We start from the raw sequence: 17,313 nt of genomic DNA on the forward strand, positions 1-17,313 counted from the left end.
CCCGCCATGAGCGGGTTTTCTCGTTTTTGGAGGCCAATAAATGGCATCGCTCGATATCTTCAATGACGACGCGTTCAGCGTCACCGGCCTGACCACGGCCATCAACATGCCCCAAGAAGGGCAGCAGCAAGCCACTCGCCTGGATTCGCTCTTCGAAGAAGAGGGCGTCACCAGCACGTCCGTGTACATCGAGCGCGAGCACGACACACTGACGCTGGTGCCGGCCAAGGATCGCAACGGCCCATCCGACCCAACGTCCGGTGATCGTCGCGACATGGTTCCGTTCAGCACCATCCACCTGCCGACTCGCGCCACGATCATGGCCGACGAAGTGCAGGGTGTGCGTGCATTCGGGTCCGAATCCGAGCTGGAAACCATTCAGGCTCGCGTTCAGAAGCGTCTGGACAAGATGCGTCGCCGTCTGGACGCAACGATCCGCTACCAGCGTGTCGGCGCTGTCACCGGTAAGGTGTACGACGCAGATGGCCAACGTGTACTGCTTGATTTGCACAAAGCCTTCGGCATCCAGGAAAACACCGTCGACCTGAAGTTGAGCGTTTCCGAGCAGAAACTGCTTCTGGCGATCAACGATGCAAAGCGCAAGTCCGAAGACGTAGTCGGCGGCAGCGGCATCATTACAGGTTGGCTGGGCCTGGCAGGTCGCGGCTTCTTCGATTCCCTGGTCACCCACCCGGTGGTGGAGAAGGCCTACGATCGTTGGAACGACGGCCAATTCCTGCGCGAAGGCGGCTGGAACGCGTTCCGCTACGGCGGTGTGGATTGGGAAGAGTTCTACGGCAAGGTCGGCGAAGTCACCTATGTCGATCCGAACGTTGCCTACCTGATCCCGCTGGGCATCGACGGCATGTTCCTCACCAAGTTTGCTCCGGCGAACTACATCGAAACGGTCAACACCGAAGGCCTGCCGTACTACGCCAGCCAAGAGTTGCTGCGTCACAACAAGGGCGTTGACCTCGAGGCGCAGAGCAACCCGCTCAGCCTGGTGACCATGCCGCGCGCCATCATCAAGCTGACCAAGTCGTAATGGCTTCCGAGTTCGATCGGCTGATGGCCGAGGCGGACGCGGAGCTGTTCGAGACTTTCGGGGAGGGTTGCCAGGCGCAGTACATCGCGCCCGGTAGCGCGCCAATACCGGTGACTATCGTCCTACAACGAAACGTCGGGGCGAGCGACGGCGCCGGGTTCGTTGCGGTGGAGCTGGCTGCGGACATACGGGTTTGCGAGGTTCGCGACCCGGTTCTCCGCAGCACGCTGATCGTTGGGAAAGACCGCTACCTGCTCGATGAGCACATGGGTACGGACGGTCTCGTAAACCGCTACTCGCTGATGCCTGTGAGGTGACCATGAACATTCTCACCGAAGGGCGTAAAGCGCTTGTGGCGCGACTCGAAACCATCACCCAGGCGAACGGCTACCGCACTAACGCTGGCCACACTGTGAAAAGTGGTTGGCTGAACGAGGCGCTGAAGGAAGAGCAGACGCCTTTCCCGTGCATCGTTGTCCAGCCGGCACGTGGCACCACTCCAGGGCGGGGCCCGAACGCCCTGATGCTCGGCAAGGGCTTCAGCGTGACAGGCGCCGTCAGCGTTGGCGTGGAGTACGAAGCGGCTCTCGAAGACCTCGAACTCGACATCCTCAAATGCCTCATCCCTGAAGTGGGCCGCTTTCCCAAGTGGCTACCTTTGGGCATCACCAATATCCAGATCGGCGCTCCGGACGCATTTCCTCCAGGCGAGGGCGTTGCCGCGGCCGCCATTCTTATTCCGGTGCACCTCAGCACCATCGTGGAAGGAGTTAGATCATGACTACCAAGGCCACCGAAACCACCGCCAAGGATGAAGCCAAGTCCGAGGTAAAGAAGGCGCCGCGCACTGAAGTGAAGCTGGCCAAGCCTCATCGCCACGAAGGCCAGGATCTGGCTGTCGGGTCCACCATCAAGGTCACTGCTCGCCAGCGTAAGTGGCTGCAAGAGCTCGAAGTGATCGAGCAGGAGAGCAAGTAATGACCAAGAAAGTCGAAACCGTCATCCTTGGCGGTCTTCTGAAGATGCGCCCGGCCGGTACGGGTTACCCGTTCCGGGACGTCGGCCTGGTCTCCACTGTTCAGCAGTCGACCGAAACCAGCGACATCACGCTGCCGAACACCCGCACCCCGGAAGGCGGCAACTACGACAAGTTGACTCGTATCAATGCGATGAACCTGTCGATCAACTTCCGCGAGTTCGACGCCGAGAACATCGCCGCCAACCTGTGGGCGACGGTCACCGACGTGCCGAGTGCTGCCGTTACTGGCGAGAAGCACATCGCCGAGGTCGGCAAGACCTGCGTTCTGGACCGCATGCCCACGAGCATCACGTCTGTCACCGGCGCAGGCGGTACGACCGAGTTCGAGGAAGACGAAGACTTCCGCATGACCGGCTCAGGTATCGAAGTCCTGGTCGGCAGCGCGCTCGCCCAGGCAATCGAAGGGGCTACTGGTAACTATGAGGTCGAGATCGACTACATGGGTGCTAGCTTCGACGAAATCGAGGCCCTGACCGACTCCGGCCAGGAGTGGGAAATCCTGCTCGAAGGCCAGAACGGCGCGGGTACCAAGAAGCGCATCAACCCGCGCTTCTGGCGCTGCAAGTTCGCGCCGGCCGAGACGCTGGACTGGATCGGCACCGACGATTTCATGGGAATGACTGTTGCGGCGGAAGTGCTGGCGGACCCGACTCGCGGTACCGGCAAGTCGGCGTACATGAAGGTGCAGAAGGAGAAGGCTGGCGTATAAAACGCCGGCCGGAGGTAGCAGGAGGCCAAGCCTTTATGTGCTTTGGGCCTCCTGTTGTCCTGCGAGTAATCAGGCGAACGCTTGCTCTGATTCTTCGGGGATGATGCGGATCTCAACCCGGTGGTGCATTGCCTGGGCTGCTCTAGCTAGGGTCGAAATAGTCAAGCCTGGGTCGCTCGCATCTAGCGCGCGATCAACAAGGGTGCGGCTCGTATGCATCCTTGCGGCAAGATCTTTCTTGCTCATCTTTTCTTTTTTGCGGGCTTCCTCAAGCTGCCACGCGATAACGCGTTTCAATGCAATCGCAGACGTCTCCTCAAGGATGCCTTGCTCTGCAAGGAAGTCGTCGAAGTTAGATCCAATGTGGTTGCTCATGGCTTGTTACCTTTGAGTCGTGCGAGGCGATCTTTAGCTATTTGAAGGTCCGACGCTGGCGTGCGCTGAGATTTTTTTATAAACCCATGTAGAAGAACCATTTCTGACTTCACCACGGTAAAGAAAACCCGAGCTATGCCATGGGCCAAGGTAGAGCGTACTTCCCATAGATCCGTCGCTATCTTCCGGACTAAGGGCATCCCGAGCGGCCAGCCTATCTGCACCGTCTTGATATCGGCACCGACGGCCTTGCGTAAGGTGAAATCTTCGCTCTGAAGCCACTCTCTAACTGGCTCAGTCCCCTGAGCAGACTGGTAAAACTTCACGGTCAGCTTGACTGGAACTGGTTCCACAGCGCGTCCTTCGTTGCGGCAAGTTGTACAGAGTGGCATGGAGTAGTGCGAAGTGTACCAAAATAGGTGCACTATTCAATGGATAGTGGACTAGCCCGACAGAAGGGCGCGCATTGCCGCCCGGTGCAGGTTGAACGGACGCTCGTCTCCCAACCTAGCTCTGCGCTGGGTTTTTGTGGTGGCGCTCTGCTACATTTCGCCTTAACAGGGAGGAAGTGTGATGCGGTTCGCCTTTATTTCTGCTGCCGTGTTGGCTTTTTTAGCCAATGCTCAGGCAGCGACTGTTTACAAATGCGTGGATGCGTCCGGGAAGGTCACATTCACACAGCATAATTGTCCTGATGCGGCGAAGCTCAACGACGTGGTGTCGGCACATAACGCGCGCCCTAGCGGCTCGGGCCAAAGCGCGGTTATGGCAACGCCTATACATTCGGCACCGGAGTATCGCTCCGCACCGGCTGCTCCGTCTGTGTCCGGTGGGGTGACGGTGGTTGGCGGCTCTCGGGCCAAGCCCCAATGCGATACCGGCCTCAACGACAGGGACCTACGCACTGCGAAGGTCAGGGGAGAGGTCGTCGAGGGGATGAGCCGTAAGGACGTGGAAAGCATGTACGGCAAGCCTAACCGCGACGGGCACGCGCAAGGGCGGGGTGCTAGCACCTACCGACGCGATAGGCGCTACGAAGTGACGCACGTTAATTATGGCCAGGGTGGTTGCGTGAGCTCGAGCTATCAGTCAGGGAGTGGCAGCCGCTAATGAAATGCAAAAATTGTGGGCATGAGCCTACATTCGGCGAGATGCAAAGCAGCCCTGAGGCGTGCCCCAAATGCGGCATGGGCTATCGAGAGTGGGAAGAGCGAACCCAGAAGCTAGTGGAAGAAAGGAAGCAGTGGCAGGCAATTAATGCGGCCAGGGCCAAACGTCCGGCGGCGCTGAAAGATGCAGAAGAGCGTTATCCCGGCGCGCAGCCCGTCGTGGTCGTGGACGTAAACATGAGCTTCACGTCCATGGTGCTATTCATGGTCAAGTGGGCGATCGCAGCCATTCCAGCGCTCATCATATTGGCTTTGGTTTTCACTGGACTGACGGCAGCGCTTGGGGTGTTTTCAACGATCCTAAGCCTAATGCTTCGTTGACGGATAGATTTCGATAAACCCGCTTCGGCGGGTTTTTTTATGCTTGGAGAATGTATGTCGGACCTTGGCAAAACCGTAGTCAAGAAGGTGGGTGGCCGCGAAGTCGTCTGCCGCGAGCTCACCGTTTCTAAGGTGAGGATGCTCCTGGAGCAGCCGGCTGCGCCCGATCTGATCGGAGAAGTGCTGTTTGAGGACCTTCGACTAATTGATCTCCCGATCTGGACAAACCTTAGCAGCGCTGAAGTGGATGAGATGCTTCCCAGCCAAATTGCTGAGGTAGTGTCTGGCTGCCGCGAGGCTAACCCGCATTTTTTCGAGATGCTGGCTCGTCTGAATCGCCCACAGGCGGGGCAGTGAGTCAGCTGGATCAAGGGATTTGCGCACTAATTCGGATAGGGCACCGCGACGTGCTCACCTACCCGTGGTCACTCTTTCTTCGCTCATTCAAGGCGTAGCACATGGCTGATGTAGAACTTCGACTGAGCGCTGATACCGGCGCCGCTGGTAAAGAAATCGCCGGGTTCCGAAAGCAGTATGCCGACCTCGTAAAAACCGTTCAGGCTCCGCTTCGCCAGATTGACGCATTGCGGTCAACTCAGGATGCAGCCAAGAAGACAGCGGCGGAGTTCTTCGCAGCCAAGCAACGAGTAGCGGAGCTGAAAACTGCGATATCAGCAGCCGGCCAGCCGGTTAAAAGCTTCGAACGAGAGCTGAATGCGGCAGAAAGAACGCTTGCTCGAGCAACACTTCAGTTCGAGCGTCAGCGAGACTCGTTGCGGCAACAAAGAGAGCAGTTGCGAGCGGCTGGCGTCGATACCCGCAACCTCGCGGCCGAACAGCAACGCCTTCAGGCAGCCATGGTTAAAGCGGTCGGAAGCGGCCGAAATGACCAAGCACTTCAGTCCGCTGCGGACAGCCTTGGCGTAAGCAAAGCGCGAGACCTCCAAGCGGAGCTCGTGCGCTTGAACAGTCAATATCAAACTCTTAGGAGCAGCGGCACCCTTACCTCCAGAGAGCTATCGCTTGCTCAGCGGACGTATACCCAAAGAGTTCGCGAGACTCAGCAGGCAATGCGCGAGCTTCATGGCGAACAAAGCCGCCTGCAGGGTATCGGAGCAGGAGCTGCCGGCTTCGTAGGGCAAGCCGCAGGCGCGTATGGATTGCTACGTAGCATTCAAGGTGTAGTCCGCATCTCGGATTCCTGGACCGAATTGAGTGACCGGATCAAACTCGCCGCGGGCAGCCAGGAGCAATACGAAGTAGGCATGGCCCGCCTGCGCGAGATCAGCGACCGCACCTTCACGAGCATGAGCGGTAACGCGGAATCCTTCATTAACGCCCTTGGGCCGCTACGCGACCGGGGTTTCAGCAACCCTGAGGTTTTGAAGTTCGTCGAATCTGTCGGGCTAGGAATGGTTGCGAGCGCGGCGAAGGGTGAGCGAGCGGTCTCGGTAATTAATCAGTTCAGCAATGCCTTGCAAGACGGAAAACTCCAGGGCGACGCGTTCCAGGCGATGGTTCGCAACACGCCTGCGCTGGCGAATGCTCTTTCGCAAGCCCTTGGCAAAACGCGTGAAGAGCTTGCGGCAATGGCGACCGTTGGCGAACTGACGACGGACGTTTGGGTCCCGGCGCTTATTTCCCAGACCGACGAGCTGGGCAAAGCCGTAGACGATATGAATATCGTTGTCGGCGACGCGCTGACTCGCCTGAACAATGCCTGGGAAAACGCTATCAGCCAGGCAGATCCAAAGCCTTTGGTGGAGGCTATACAAGAACTGACCAAGACAATTAGCGACCCACTGATTGTAGAAAACCTCGTAAAAATCGCTTCGGCGCTGGTGACATTGACCGGTGCCGCTATCAGTGCAGGCAGTGGCTTCGCAACGATGGGCGACAATATCGGCTACGCGGCCGCGCAGGCATCGGGCAACGTCGACAAGCTCACCAAGCTTGAGAAGACGTTAAAGGAGGTAAACAACGCGATCACCGGTGACAGCTTTATTGGCTCGAACACCACCGCTCAACTGCTGAAGTTCTTCGCTCCGGAAAGGCTCGAAGAATGGAAGAAAGAGCTGGAGCAGAGCATCGCTGACGTGAATGCCGAAATCTCTGGAATGACCGGCGAAGCGTACAAAGCGCAGCAGGCGGCCGCTGCCAAGGAACGCGCAGTAGAGGAAGCCGCCAAGAAAGAGCAGCAGCGTATTGAGGAAGAGAGGCTGGCAAGTAAGCGAGCATGGGTCACAGATACCAGTAAGCTCAGGGACGAAAATGTAATAAATGCGGCTCAAACGGCGAGAAAGCTAGCCTCCATCGAGCGCGAGTCTGCGAAGGAGATCGAAGCCGCCAAGAAAGCGCAGATTGATACCGAGAAACGCTATAGCGAGGCGCTGGGTAAGCTGCGGGGCGCAGGGCAGGGTGGCAGCTTTACCGATGCCAACCTGCTTAAGTCGCAAGCACGGCAAGCGCTGAGTTCAGGCGATCTTGAGGGCGCGAAGCGTATTGCCCAAAGCGCGCTGGACATGCTTTCCAGGCTGCAGGATGCAGGCGAAAACACCTACGGCTTCGAGGGCATCATCAATGAGCTGTATGGCATTGAGAAAGCGGCGGACCAGATCAAGCTTGATAACGCACAGAACAGCTTTGAAGCTGCGAAGAAAAGCGCTGTCGAGCTTAAGGAACTGCTAGACAAACTCAAGCAAGTCACCGTCACGGTCAAGATGGACGAAGCGGCTAAGGCGGCGCTGGAGAATGACCTGCGTCGCCTGTCTGAGTTAGCCGTCATAGCCGGTGACGGAAAGCAACTTGGCAGTTTGCCCGGCAACGTATCTAACGCCCAGGCGCGGACAGTAGGTGATACGCCGACTATCAAAGCCGAGGCCGAAATCACCGGTATACGCCAGGAAAGCTCGGGTGGTGAGGCATCACTGCCAGCTGTAGACGTTGAGGCCAGGATCAAGAATATCTGGAAAGATGGCGAGAACAGCTTTAGCCAGTTCCCCCCTGTAGACGTTACAACACAGGTGGATCAGTCAGCGGTTGCTAGTACGCAGGCCGAAATACAGGAGCTCTCTGCCCAGCTCGCGCAGCAGTTGACGATTCCAGTTCGCCCTGTAGTTCAAGGTGGCGGCTCTGCAGCTAGTCCGAGTGCTCCCGGCGAATTTGCCACCGGCGGCTGGACCGGTCCCGGATCGAAATACCAGCCGGCCGGCATCGTCCACGCGGATGAGCACGTACAGCCGAAGCGAGTTGTTAACGAGCCCGGCGCGCTGCCTTTCCTCGAGCGCGTCCGCCGTAATGGCTTCCAGAACACGATGAGCATGCTTCAGCAGCGCATCGCTTCTGGTATGCGGGGTTACGCGGAGGGTGGGCTAGTTAGCCGTACCGTTCCTGCTATCCCGCAAATGGATCCGGCTTTGATGGCTGGGCCTATGACCGGTCTGGAGGACTGGGGGCGGGTGACGATTAGTGAAAACGGTACGACCCACGAAGTTGCCATGTCACGCGCCTCCTACGAAGAGCTCATGCGCCGCCAAGCGCTGAAGTTCGGGCGCTAATTCAGGAAAAACTTGATGTCCCAACCCATGATCATGCTCGGCGGCGTGCCGATCGTGCTGCACGCTGGCGCGCCCGAAATGGCGTCGCAGCCACTGGAGGGTGCGACGGTCGTCCGTATGAGCAATGGCGCAGGCGTGAAGATGACGCACTGGGCAGGGAAGGCGGCCGGTTCCATCAGTGGTACAGGATGGATGCCGCCAGGCTTGGACGGTCTGGATTTCAGCCGGGCGCTTGAGCTGCACTGCACGAAGCAGGAAAGCGTTACTACCACAGCCACGTCAGTAGTCCTAAGCAGCACCCCGCGGCCAGATGTAGCGCCGTGGGCATTAGCGCTCGTACGTGGCCAGTGGGTCGATACACCTTGTGTCTATGCAGATGGGGCCGTGACCCTAACCCCCATACCTGACGCTGCGCTCTATTCGGTGGCTTGGATGCCGGTTTACTGGGTTTTCGCTACAAAGCCGCGCTCAACTTTGTCCGCCGGGAGTGCTTCCCACGGCTGGACACTGGACTGGGAAGAAGTCTGATGCTCATCAATGGTTACCCGCTCGGCAGCGTGCCGTTAGCTGGTCTGGCTGGTGAGGAATCGGTGGACCCGGTTCCGGTCATCCCAAACGCTTCATTCACTTGGAGGCCGGTTGTAACGGTTGCAGGTGTTGATTGGTCTACTCGCTTGGCCGGAATCGTTGAAGTCGATCGCGAGGAGGGCGCCGCAGGGGTGGCTTCCTTCGCGCTCTGCATGCCTCCTGGGCCTGTCACACCGACCGACTGGAAAGGTCGCGCGGTCACAATTGAGCTAGTCGCACAAGACCGGGATGGTCAGCGCGTTCAGCGCCTCTACACCGGTCGTATCGCTGACCCGTCGTGGGACCGCGCGACCCGGACACTTGCTTGCACATGCAGTGATCTACTGCAACAGAGGGTAAAGGCACTCGGGATCAATGAAATCGACGCTCTGACGCCTTCAGCACATTGGTCTCCGGACGTGTTCCAACCCGTCGAAGGCCGGTCCCGTTGGGACTACATGAACGAGCGCCTTGGTACACTGACCGCAAGCCTGGACAGTGACGTCTACGGCGGCATGAGAGTGACAAGTTGGTTCGCGAAAGGCTCGGCGGACTACGTGTTCGGTCCGGGCTCAACGGTGCACGCGTCACTCGACGTACAGCTGAGCGATATCGGCGCCGAAACGAACGTCGTCGAGATTGACAGCGACTATCGGTTCTCGCGCCTCCGCCAGCACAACGAGCGCTACTACTGGCAGCATCCGAATACCTTCGGGGTGGGTGGCGAGCAGGGTTTCTGTAACTGGATATCCGAGCGCGACGGTACCGAGCTGCCAGACATCCAGATGGTGAAGGATGCGGTCGGCGATACCGGGCAAACCCTGCTTAGTGCGGCCTCTTGGTATCGCCAACTGCCGACAGGCGTCTATTGCGGCGGCGAGGTGCCCTGGGCTAACGACTACCTTGATTTGCTGCTGGGCGCCTCCTTCAGCGGCGGGCGCCGGTGGGTGCAGACGGTGACCGAGCAGTACCGGCTTCGCGTGGTTGCCGAAACGAGCGTCGAGGCAGTGGGCGAAGTGGTTTCCCGCCAAAGTGCAAACGTCGAGATCGAGAACGAGCGCGCGGAAGAGTGGGGTTCGAAGCCTTTCGGCATCGACACGCAAGGAACACCAAAGCAGTCGAACGGCAACGGCATCCCAGTTATCGACGGCTGGCCGGGCAATAAGCCGGACGACGGCAAGACGGGCCACGAGGATCTGCGCGACGAAGAGCGGCGGCAGGCTCTGCTACGGACTCTGCTGGCCGAAGGTTACTCGCAGGTCATATCGGCCCATCGTGGCACCGCGCTGAGCTGGCAGGTGCCTACCGGCTGGATCGGTGAGCTGGATCTGATCCACACCATCGAGATCGATGACCAAGACGTTCGCGCCAAGGGCAAATGCGTTCGGCTGCAGCACGCACTGGACATGGCATCGGGCAGCGCACTGTCGACCGTCACCATGGCGGTTATGCGTGGTGGTGGCAGCGTCACCGATCCACTGGTGCCGCCGCCGTATCACGACGAGCCGCAGCCCGAGCCCGAGCCGGAAAGCCCGATTGCCACCAGCCTGCCTACACAGCTCGGCGGCAAGGTATCCAGCCCTGAGTACAACGAAAAGCTGCCTGGGTTCTCCGGTAACTACAGCGTGCCGGAAATCACCGATGCGGAGTTCCCGCGCCGATTCGATCTGGACTCCCGGGAGATCCCGGCCGAGCAGGCAGACGAACAGCAGATCGAGATTGCCCGGACCTACCGGGTCGCCATTCCCAATGACTTGCTTGAGATGACGTAATGAGCAGAGGCAGCGAGATGCAGGCCGAGCGCCGGGCGATCGGTCAGCGCAATGAGGCCGAGCGGCGCGCGGGTGGTCGAGCGATGGAGGAACGGCGCCGCGGTACGAAGGCAGTCGATGACCTCAACAGCCTGGTTGAACCTCCTCGACGCACGACAACCCTCAGTCCGGTGGCGCCCGTAGGCGGATTCCCGACTTCGAGAGGTCGGGGCGTCTGGAATGAGTCGCGCGCTCCGAGGGGTGGCGGTGGCATCGCCAGCCCCCTGAAGGAAGTCACGAAGGATGAAAACGGCACACAGGTGCCAGACCGTGAGCACTGGCCGAACATGATTATGACCAGTTCTGACGGGCTCTTCGTCTTCGAGGTCAAGCCAATCAAGACCTGGAAGTTCAAGGATGCCAACGGCGACGCCGTACAACTTCAAATTGCCCAACCCAAGAAGGACGAAGCGTGATCGATCTTCCATCTACCACGGATGAAACGGTGGCGATGGGCTGGCCCTGGCATGGAAGGATTGTCACGCGCCCGCGTGAAGAGGCCATTGTAGAGCTGCCCAATGGAAAGACCGTGCCAGTGGGATTCGACGCCAGCCGAAACACGTACCTGTTCGACATAGGCTACCCGGACATTCCTTCAGAAACGATAGAGGCGGCCGGTGGCAAATGGTGGGGCCGGGCAATTCTTCGGGGCGGCCCGCTTAATTTGAATTACGCAGAGCATGTTTCGTATTACGGGTCGGGTGTGAAGCTGGCGAACTCCACCAACGACTGGTTGCCAGGTGTGCCCCTTGTTTTCGATCCGGTAATAGAAGGTGGGCGACGGCGTATCGTCTTTGTATCTGCGGCGTTCATAGGGCAATCCGAACTCGAGTTGACACTGAACTACCAGGGCGCTGTAGACCGAAAGGTCCGCATACCCATCACGCTAGATCAGCTTGGTAATGGCGCTGGACAGCCGGAGTGCGTTACTCGGCAGCAATCCGCTGGACGCTATGAGAGTTACGGCCAGGTAAATGACCAATTTCTGCCAAATCCCGATTTGGAAATAGCGGACTTTCGGGCGAACAAGCTGCTTGTCGTTATAGCTGCAACCGCGCATGTCCGCGCGCCCAACGTGCCATATCCAATGGCCTACGAAAGCCGTTCCCCAAAACCTGCAACTGTCATCGGTTTATTGGAGATCGTGCTGCAGCCGGCCGTTCTGGACTCAACGGTTGATCCAAGGCCACACGTCCAGCTTCGACTCATCGAAGATAGGGCCAGCGCGCTGGGAAACCCTGTTTACGAGACCCACGACGAGACCGGCCCCCAGTTCCGGGACTACCTCGCCAAATGGACTCAACAGCTGGGATTGCTGAATGCTTGGTATGCCCCGGACGGTACTGTTCGGACGGCCCGATTCGATCGGATCCAGTCATCAGTACAGGAGCGGTGGCCGGCGTCTTCGGAAGGCCCGGCCGGGCAGCGGGACATCATTGAGACCACGATGCGGATTCGGACCGACAGCGGTACGGTCATAGACGAGATGGTCATGCGCGATACGCGGGAACGCTTCGATCACGGCGCTAACACAATTCAACTTATTCGCACCGTGGAAGTGACAGGGGAAGATCCTGACATCGCTGATTCTGGGCGCGTGACGGCTACGTTCGAGTACTTTGACCCGGCTCCGATTTTTCAGCCAGGCTTCCATGCGGACAGCATCGTCGCGTACATCTCAAGGGTGAGCGGCAGGAACATCATCCGGGAGCAGGATATCCGCATGCTCTGGCTGCTGCGCTGCAGCAATACGCTGTCTTGCCTCGGCTACACCCGTGAGCCGTTCGCGTACGCAGACGGCCAGGACACCATGCCGGTGAAGGTCCGAAGGGGGCCGCTCATCTCGCCGAAGGGATCGGTCATGGAAGTGGACACCCGAACGTTATTGCACAGCCGCAGCGCGAGTCCCGACTACGAATACTCGCGCAGTTTCTGGTGGTTCAACGGGCTGCGCTACGCAAGCTACAACCCCGTCACAGGCGAGATTGCCCGTAACGACGAAACGGCCTCCTATAGCTGGGTCTGAGGACAAAACATGAACTTCGTCAACAACTGGCGCCGGGATATCACCCTGGCAGCCGGAGCGGTTTCGGCTGCGCTGGATTTGCCGAATGGCACCTATCGACTGACCCTGGCTGACGCTGTGCCGCCAACGCGCTTCGAGATCATCGAGGCAGTTGTCGCCAATGGCAGCGCATCGCTGACGCGGGGCATAGAGGGCACGTCTGATCAGAACTGGCCTGCCGGAAGCACGGTCTTCGCGTCTGTCACGGCAGGAATTCTCCAATCGCTTGCGTCCAGCGGCGGTGGCGGTGGCGGTGCTGCGCCGATCATCTCGGACCAGCCTCCAATGCAGGCGCCCGATAGTATCGGGCAGCTTTATGTGTTCAACGAGTTCGAAACGAGACTGATCACCTATATCGCGTCTGGTACAGACTCGCCGGAAAATTGGGTTCCTGTGAGCGGTATCGAATCCGTCTGGACGTACGGCTATGCGGGTTCGTTCGAGGTCGAACGCTATCGCCGGAACATCGCTATATCCATTGAAGGCAGTGGCAGCGATCCGACCGCAATCCTCGTATTACCGCCATGGTCACTGGCTCCTGTCGGATTCAGCTGCAAGCTCGAGCAGAGCATGACGCTTGAGCTCGACTTCGGAGCGATGGGCCGGTCGCTAATGGCGCAGGTGCACGACCATGGAACTGAAACGACAATGGCTGTTTCGGGCGCTGTGCTCAGGCTTTCCGTGAATCAGCCGGTCGAGATTTCTATAACCGATTTGTCTCCCGAGTCAGAGATCAACCTGGGCGCCTGGGTTGCCTTGGCTATCACGCAGTATACGCCCGCTACTTTCAGGACTGTGGGAGGGGGACTTTCATGACGCCCTCCCGACTAGATCTCCCAATTACGCCAAGCGCTACCAACCGAAAGCCACTCTGGCTGATGCAGCCTGACTACGCCTATCGACACATTAGTGAGATCCGCCAAACCGCGCCGCTCACCCTCACCGTGCCCGAACATGGCCTGCCAGGCATGTGGCCAGTCTGGATCGACGGAACATCCTCGAGCCAGTTGAACCGATCGCCGGCGCGCGAGCCGTTCCGTATGGCAAAGGTCATCGATGCGGACACCATCGAATTCAACGACATCAACGGCGCGGCGCTCAAGGCCAACGGTGGGCAGCTGATCTATCAGAAGCCGGTCGACTTGACCGGCTGTACCGGGCGACTGCTTATCAGCGGCTCGGATGGCTCGACGCTCAAACTCACAACTGACAACGGCGGCCTTGCTATCGAAGGGCTCGGCCAGATGCTCATCGTGGTCACGGCGGAGCAGAGTGGGGCGCTGACGTTCGAGTGCGGCACGTATGACCTGGACCTGACCATGAGCAACGGGGACGTGATCCGCTGGCTGCAGGGTGATGTCACGACCCGGCCGGAGGGATGCCATGCCTGCTGACGTCATTGTCGCCGGCCAGCCGTTCGCGCTGGTCGTCGAGCCACGCGCGGCGCCCGCTGTAGTGGTGGCTGCTGGCAACCAAGGTCCAGCTGGCCCGCGCGGCGTTCCAGGCCCGTCCGGTGGCTCCGCTGTACAGCGCCAAGCAGGTAATACGCTGAGCGCGCTCCGCTTCGTGTACGAGCTCAACGGCGCCGTGCGGTATCTCGATTACAGCGATTCAGAAAACATGGATTTTGCCCTTGGCCTGACGCTGACGTCTGCGGCGGAAGGCCAGCAGATCGACATTCAGCTTTCGGGCAGCGTCGACGAACCATCGTGGTCTTGGATGCCTGGTCCAGTGTGGCTAGGGACAGAAGGCTTTCTTACCCAATCACCGCCACATGAAGGATTCCTACTTTATGTCGGCTCCGCCGTTTCACCAACCCGTCTCATCCTCAACATCGACCAGCCAATAGAGCTGGCACAGGAGTAATCATGGCTGCAAAATCCTTCATTCGTCTGGTAGGCGGCAAGCTCCGTCAGATCGCGGCGACTGTTGTCTCGACAGGCGCTGGCAACGGCGGCGACATTGTCGCGCTGGATGACACCGGCAAGCTCGACCCCAGCGTCATGCCGACCGGTATTGGCGCGAATACGAATGTCGGCACGGCCAGCGAGGCGCTGACCGCGGGCAGCTTCGTCCAGTTCTTCACCAACGCTGGTGCTCTTGGTGTCCGTAAGGCGGACAACAGCAACAACCGTCCGGCCGATGGCTACGTGACGGCCAACGTCGCCAACGGCTCACAGGCCACGGTCTATCCGCTTGACGGCACCAACTCGAACCTGACCGGCCTGACGCCTGGTGCCGACTACTGGTTGGGCACAGCTGGCGGTGTGATCGCTGTGCCGCTCGACGAGACCCTGCCGGCGAACCAAGGCACTAACAAGGTGAGCCAGTACCTCGGCAAGGCGCAGTCGGCGACCGCGTTGATCACCACCGACAGCGACGCTGTGGTGCTCTGATGGCCGCTCGGCGACCGCTGGTCCGAGCTGGCGGTAAGGTTCAGCAGCTACCCGCGGGCGACAAAATGTCCGCGGATAGCCTACCAAGCGCCGCCGATATGGGCGTCGAGCCAGCGATAGCGCCAGGTGCCAATGATCGCTACTGGCGAGGCGACAAGACGTGGCAGGTTCTTGCTTCAGCTGTCCGCGGCGTGGTCCTGACCGGCCTATCGACCTCGGTGAGTACGGCACTTGCAGCAACCGACACCGTGATTGACGCGCTCGGTAAGCTCCAAGCGCAGCTAGGCAATAAGGTCGACAAGGAGTCTGGCAAAGGGCTGTCCAGCAACGATTACACGTCCGCTGAAAAGACCAAGCTCGCGAACGCCTTCCTGGAAAAGGTCGGCGGGGAGATGACCGGCACGATAGTGTCTGCCGCGCTCAACTCGTTGATCCAGAAAGGTGGCGCCGGCAAGGGCATCATCCATCGGGTAGACAGCACCAATTATTACTTCCTGATCACCGATACCAACGACGGTACATTCAACTCGCTCCGGCCCCTGTTCATCAATCTGACCACGGGCATGGTGTACATGCGGCAAGGTCTGGATGTTGCGGGGGGTTTGAAGGCCAACACCTTCACCGGCAACGGTGCAGGGCTCACGGGGGTAAAGGCGGATGTGCTCGCTAACGCCCGAACCATCAACGGCATAGCGTTTGACGGCTCGACAGATGTGAATTTACCCGGTGTGTTCAAAGACATCACCAGCTACGGCGCGTCGACCTCGGCAACCGCAGCGATCAACCTGACCGCGGTGAATAACACCATTGCGAACGAGCGCAACGTAATCGTGCCTCCACAGGATTACCAGCTCAGCGCATTCCCGACGAACCCTTTGGGCAAGCAATACCAAGGCGAGGGCCGCCTGCTCAACGGTAAGCGCCTCGTAAACCCGACTACCGACATCAACCGGAACATCTTCGGTCAGGAGTACCTAAACCCGTTCTTCGAGAAGATTCTTGATAAGACCGCAAGTGTCAAAGTGGTCTTTTCCGGTGACTCCACTACCGAGAACTGGGGGCAGGGGAGTTATCAGATAGACAAGATTTTCACCCGAATTGCGGCTGACAAAGGTCATGCTGTACAGGCGTGGAACAAAGGCGTCGGCGGCGCTCACACGGAGGAATGGCGTACGCAGTACCTTTCGGCTGACCTGGCGCTCAACCCTGACCTTTACGTCGTGCGGTGGGGCCTTAACGACGTTACTAACAACCGAACAATTGAGCAGTATGCCCAGTCATTACGTGCTGGCCTACAAGCCATCCGGAGCCAACGGGAAGTGAAGTCTCTGGCGATTGTCCTGATGGCCCCGAACTCGACATCCGAGTATTCGGCGAATCGTGACGAGAGATGGGAAGAGCAAACCAGCAAGGTCTGCAAGCAGGCAGCTCGGGACTTCGGCTGTGCATTCATAGACACGTACGCGATTTGGGCGGACAGCCGGGCTGGGGCAGGCGTATGGCTCGACGGTGCGAATGGCGTAGGCGGGATTCATCCCAAGCCAGTCTTCAATATGACGATCGCGTCACTGCTTGCGGACGTCGTCTTTCCCTCTGGCCTTCGCGCACGGTCCCTACCAAGTTCGGTGAAGACTGTCACCGCGGCCACGTTGCCGTCCGAATACCCGATAGGTTACTCCCTGTTCGAGCTAACAGGGTATGACTACCCCGCAACGGCCGCGACCTTGCGTTCAATGGACGGGTACTGCTCTCAAACCATCTTCGGACACCCGCCTACTGATGGATGGACCCCGCAAGTGACCACGAGATTTGGGCGCTGCGATGGGACGAATAACTACTGGTACTCCAAGGCTTATGACAGAAACGGCGTTACGCTTTCTCTGGTCAACGGTTGGGCTCACCTGCCTGACGGAAGCGGGGGCAGAGTAGAGGCGCGAGCCAAGCTGGCAAGCGGTGTCGTCACACTAAACGGCATCATCACTGGCGGAACCAGAGGCGATGACACGTTGCTGACAACCCTACCTCCGGGGCTCCGCCCACGTAATCCCATCATTTGCGCACAAGCAGCAATGCAGACCACCGCCGGGATTGGAACCTGTTACCTGCACATTTCCAACTCCGGCGAGGTGACTATATGGCGTGGCGTGTCCGCTGGAAACGGGTGGGTCAGCCTGGACGGGATCAGTTTTGAGGTAGGTGCTTGATCTATCGGACGGCGTAATTCACGACGGCGCCCGACCAAGGCTCGGCGGGCTGACC

Annotated in this window: 21 protein-coding genes; 18 read left to right on the forward strand and 3 right to left on the reverse strand. The window is 59.1% G+C overall.

Features of this window, described 5'->3' with window-relative positions:
- Positions 1 to 40 precede the first annotated feature (40 nt).
- The 5 genes from ACY8D3_RS05360 to ACY8D3_RS05380 are packed head-to-tail and all read left to right on the forward strand — an operon-like array spanning position 41 to position 2,793.
- The gene (locus ACY8D3_RS05360; RefSeq protein WP_462382294.1) at positions 41 to 1,045 is read left to right on the forward strand and encodes a major capsid protein; all 1,005 of its coding nucleotides are present in this window, start codon (positions 41 to 43) and stop codon (positions 1,043 to 1,045) included.
- The gene (locus ACY8D3_RS05365) at positions 1,045 to 1,362 is read left to right on the forward strand and encodes a hypothetical protein (protein WP_462382296.1); all 318 of its coding nucleotides are present in this window, start codon (positions 1,045 to 1,047) and stop codon (positions 1,360 to 1,362) included. The genes ACY8D3_RS05360 and ACY8D3_RS05365 overlap by 1 nt, the downstream gene beginning before the upstream one ends.
- Before the next feature lie 2 nt (positions 1,363 to 1,364).
- On the forward strand, positions 1,365 to 1,826 hold the full coding sequence (locus ACY8D3_RS05370; RefSeq protein ID WP_462382298.1) for a hypothetical protein: 462 nt from the start codon (positions 1,365 to 1,367) through the stop codon (positions 1,824 to 1,826).
- Entirely contained in the window at positions 1,823 to 2,023 is a 201-nt protein-coding gene (locus tag ACY8D3_RS05375) for a DUF7210 family protein (protein WP_462382300.1), read from the forward strand. Before ACY8D3_RS05370 ends, ACY8D3_RS05375 begins: the two co-directional genes overlap by 4 nt.
- On the forward strand, positions 2,023 to 2,793 hold the full coding sequence (locus tag ACY8D3_RS05380; RefSeq protein ID WP_462382301.1) for a phage tail tube protein: 771 nt from the start codon (positions 2,023 to 2,025) through the stop codon (positions 2,791 to 2,793). Before ACY8D3_RS05375 ends, ACY8D3_RS05380 begins: the two co-directional genes overlap by 1 nt.
- A 69-nt stretch (positions 2,794 to 2,862) precedes the next feature.
- Here ACY8D3_RS05380 and ACY8D3_RS05385 read toward each other — a convergent pair whose 3' ends face one another.
- Both ACY8D3_RS05385 and ACY8D3_RS05390 read right to left on the reverse strand, forming a co-directional pair.
- Positions 2,863 to 3,168: a helix-turn-helix domain-containing protein gene (locus ACY8D3_RS05385; RefSeq protein ID WP_462382303.1), complete on the reverse strand. Its 306-nt coding sequence runs from the start codon at positions 3,166 to 3,168 to the stop codon at positions 2,863 to 2,865.
- Positions 3,165 to 3,560, reverse strand: a complete 396-nt coding sequence (locus ACY8D3_RS05390; RefSeq protein WP_462382305.1) for a type II toxin-antitoxin system RelE/ParE family toxin — start codon at positions 3,558 to 3,560, stop codon at positions 3,165 to 3,167. The genes ACY8D3_RS05385 and ACY8D3_RS05390 overlap by 4 nt, the downstream gene beginning before the upstream one ends.
- Before the next feature lie 181 nt (positions 3,561 to 3,741).
- Here ACY8D3_RS05390 and ACY8D3_RS05395 point away from each other — a divergent pair, with 181 nt between their 5' ends.
- From ACY8D3_RS05395 to ACY8D3_RS05405, 3 genes are read left to right on the forward strand one after another with little or no spacing between them, the layout of a single operon-like run.
- Positions 3,742 to 4,278 carry a DUF4124 domain-containing protein gene (locus ACY8D3_RS05395; RefSeq protein ID WP_462382307.1) on the forward strand — a complete coding sequence of 179 codons (537 nt, stop codon included), beginning with the start codon at positions 3,742 to 3,744 and terminating at the stop codon, positions 4,276 to 4,278.
- The gene (locus ACY8D3_RS05400; RefSeq protein WP_462382309.1) at positions 4,278 to 4,658 is read left to right on the forward strand and encodes a hypothetical protein; all 381 of its coding nucleotides are present in this window, start codon (positions 4,278 to 4,280) and stop codon (positions 4,656 to 4,658) included. Before ACY8D3_RS05395 ends, ACY8D3_RS05400 begins: the two co-directional genes overlap by 1 nt.
- Before the next feature lie 54 nt (positions 4,659 to 4,712).
- Entirely contained in the window at positions 4,713 to 5,015 is a 303-nt protein-coding gene (locus ACY8D3_RS05405; protein ID WP_462382311.1) for a hypothetical protein, read from the forward strand.
- A 314-nt stretch (positions 5,016 to 5,329) separates the two neighbouring features.
- Here ACY8D3_RS05405 and ACY8D3_RS05410 read toward each other — a convergent pair whose 3' ends face one another.
- Positions 5,330 to 5,632 (reverse strand): hypothetical protein, encoded by a 303-nt coding sequence (locus tag ACY8D3_RS05410; protein WP_462382313.1) that lies wholly within the window; start codon positions 5,630 to 5,632, stop codon positions 5,330 to 5,332.
- Positions 5,633 to 5,728: 96 nt separating this feature from the next.
- On the opposite strand from ACY8D3_RS05410, the gene ACY8D3_RS05415 reads away from it, so the two are divergent.
- The 10 genes from ACY8D3_RS05415 to ACY8D3_RS05460 all read left to right on the forward strand — a co-directional run bounded on the left by ACY8D3_RS05415 (position 5,729) and on the right by ACY8D3_RS05460 (position 17,258).
- Complete coding sequence (locus ACY8D3_RS05415; protein WP_462382315.1) at positions 5,729 to 8,215, forward strand: tape measure protein; 2,487 nt, start codon at positions 5,729 to 5,731, stop codon at positions 8,213 to 8,215.
- A gap of 15 nt (positions 8,216 to 8,230) precedes the next feature.
- A complete protein-coding gene (locus ACY8D3_RS05420; protein WP_462382317.1) occupies positions 8,231 to 8,743 on the forward strand; it encodes a hypothetical protein in 513 nt (170 codons plus the stop codon).
- Positions 8,743 to 10,554, forward strand: a complete 1,812-nt coding sequence (locus tag ACY8D3_RS05425; RefSeq protein ID WP_462382319.1) for a hypothetical protein — start codon at positions 8,743 to 8,745, stop codon at positions 10,552 to 10,554. The genes ACY8D3_RS05420 and ACY8D3_RS05425 overlap by 1 nt, the downstream gene beginning before the upstream one ends.
- Positions 10,554 to 11,009: a hypothetical protein gene (locus ACY8D3_RS05430; protein WP_462382321.1), complete on the forward strand. Its 456-nt coding sequence runs from the start codon at positions 10,554 to 10,556 to the stop codon at positions 11,007 to 11,009. The genes ACY8D3_RS05425 and ACY8D3_RS05430 overlap by 1 nt, the downstream gene beginning before the upstream one ends.
- Positions 11,006 to 12,619, forward strand: a complete 1,614-nt coding sequence (locus tag ACY8D3_RS05435) for a hypothetical protein (RefSeq protein WP_462382323.1) — start codon at positions 11,006 to 11,008, stop codon at positions 12,617 to 12,619. The genes ACY8D3_RS05430 and ACY8D3_RS05435 overlap by 4 nt, the downstream gene beginning before the upstream one ends.
- A gap of 9 nt (positions 12,620 to 12,628) precedes the next feature.
- Complete coding sequence (locus tag ACY8D3_RS05440; RefSeq protein ID WP_462382325.1) at positions 12,629 to 13,474, forward strand: hypothetical protein; 846 nt, start codon at positions 12,629 to 12,631, stop codon at positions 13,472 to 13,474.
- Positions 13,471 to 14,052 carry a hypothetical protein gene (locus tag ACY8D3_RS05445; RefSeq protein ID WP_462382327.1) on the forward strand — a complete coding sequence of 194 codons (582 nt, stop codon included), beginning with the start codon at positions 13,471 to 13,473 and terminating at the stop codon, positions 14,050 to 14,052. Before ACY8D3_RS05440 ends, ACY8D3_RS05445 begins: the two co-directional genes overlap by 4 nt.
- Entirely contained in the window at positions 14,042 to 14,524 is a 483-nt protein-coding gene (locus tag ACY8D3_RS05450) for a hypothetical protein (protein WP_462382329.1), read from the forward strand. Before ACY8D3_RS05445 ends, ACY8D3_RS05450 begins: the two co-directional genes overlap by 11 nt.
- A 2-nt stretch (positions 14,525 to 14,526) precedes the next feature.
- Positions 14,527 to 15,054, forward strand: a complete 528-nt coding sequence (locus ACY8D3_RS05455) for a hypothetical protein (protein WP_462382331.1) — start codon at positions 14,527 to 14,529, stop codon at positions 15,052 to 15,054.
- Between the two features lie 65 nt (positions 15,055 to 15,119).
- Entirely contained in the window at positions 15,120 to 17,258 is a 2,139-nt protein-coding gene (locus ACY8D3_RS05460; protein WP_462382333.1) for an SGNH/GDSL hydrolase family protein, read from the forward strand.
- The last annotated feature ends 55 nt before the right edge of the window (positions 17,259 to 17,313 follow it).

This window comes from Pseudomonas sp. Marseille-QA0892, assembly GCF_054950135.1.

Bases quoted from the DNA above. Each gene is read 5' to 3' on its own strand.
- ACY8D3_RS05400 (WP_462382309.1), top strand. From the start codon at position 4,278: ATGAAATGCAAAAATTGTGGGCATGAGCCTACATTCGGCGAGATGCAA.
- ACY8D3_RS05425 (WP_462382319.1), top strand. From the start codon at position 8,743: ATGCTCATCAATGGTTACCCGCTCGGCAGCGTGCCGTTAGCTGGTCTG.
- ACY8D3_RS05395 (WP_462382307.1), top strand. From the start codon at position 3,742: ATGCGGTTCGCCTTTATTTCTGCTGCCGTGTTGGCTTTTTTAGCCAAT.
- ACY8D3_RS05390 (WP_462382305.1), bottom strand. From the start codon at position 3,560: ATGCCACTCTGTACAACTTGCCGCAACGAAGGACGCGCTGTGGAACCA.
- ACY8D3_RS05375 (WP_462382300.1), top strand. From the start codon at position 1,823: ATGACTACCAAGGCCACCGAAACCACCGCCAAGGATGAAGCCAAGTCC.
- ACY8D3_RS05455 (WP_462382331.1), top strand. From the start codon at position 14,527: ATGGCTGCAAAATCCTTCATTCGTCTGGTAGGCGGCAAGCTCCGTCAG.
- ACY8D3_RS05405 (WP_462382311.1), top strand. From the start codon at position 4,713: ATGTCGGACCTTGGCAAAACCGTAGTCAAGAAGGTGGGTGGCCGCGAA.
- ACY8D3_RS05445 (WP_462382327.1), top strand. From the start codon at position 13,471: ATGACGCCCTCCCGACTAGATCTCCCAATTACGCCAAGCGCTACCAAC.
- ACY8D3_RS05360 (WP_462382294.1), top strand. From the start codon at position 41: ATGGCATCGCTCGATATCTTCAATGACGACGCGTTCAGCGTCACCGGC.
- ACY8D3_RS05415 (WP_462382315.1), top strand. From the start codon at position 5,729: ATGCGCGAGCTTCATGGCGAACAAAGCCGCCTGCAGGGTATCGGAGCA.
- ACY8D3_RS05420 (WP_462382317.1), top strand. From the start codon at position 8,231: ATGTCCCAACCCATGATCATGCTCGGCGGCGTGCCGATCGTGCTGCAC.
- ACY8D3_RS05440 (WP_462382325.1), top strand. From the start codon at position 12,629: ATGAACTTCGTCAACAACTGGCGCCGGGATATCACCCTGGCAGCCGGA.
- ACY8D3_RS05385 (WP_462382303.1), bottom strand. From the start codon at position 3,168: ATGAGCAACCACATTGGATCTAACTTCGACGACTTCCTTGCAGAGCAA.
- ACY8D3_RS05450 (WP_462382329.1), top strand. From the start codon at position 14,042: ATGCCTGCTGACGTCATTGTCGCCGGCCAGCCGTTCGCGCTGGTCGTC.
- ACY8D3_RS05365 (WP_462382296.1), top strand. From the start codon at position 1,045: ATGGCTTCCGAGTTCGATCGGCTGATGGCCGAGGCGGACGCGGAGCTG.
- ACY8D3_RS05430 (WP_462382321.1), top strand. From the start codon at position 10,554: ATGAGCAGAGGCAGCGAGATGCAGGCCGAGCGCCGGGCGATCGGTCAG.
- ACY8D3_RS05370 (WP_462382298.1), top strand. From the start codon at position 1,365: ATGAACATTCTCACCGAAGGGCGTAAAGCGCTTGTGGCGCGACTCGAA.
- ACY8D3_RS05460 (WP_462382333.1), top strand. From the start codon at position 15,120: ATGTCCGCGGATAGCCTACCAAGCGCCGCCGATATGGGCGTCGAGCCA.
- ACY8D3_RS05380 (WP_462382301.1), top strand. From the start codon at position 2,023: ATGACCAAGAAAGTCGAAACCGTCATCCTTGGCGGTCTTCTGAAGATG.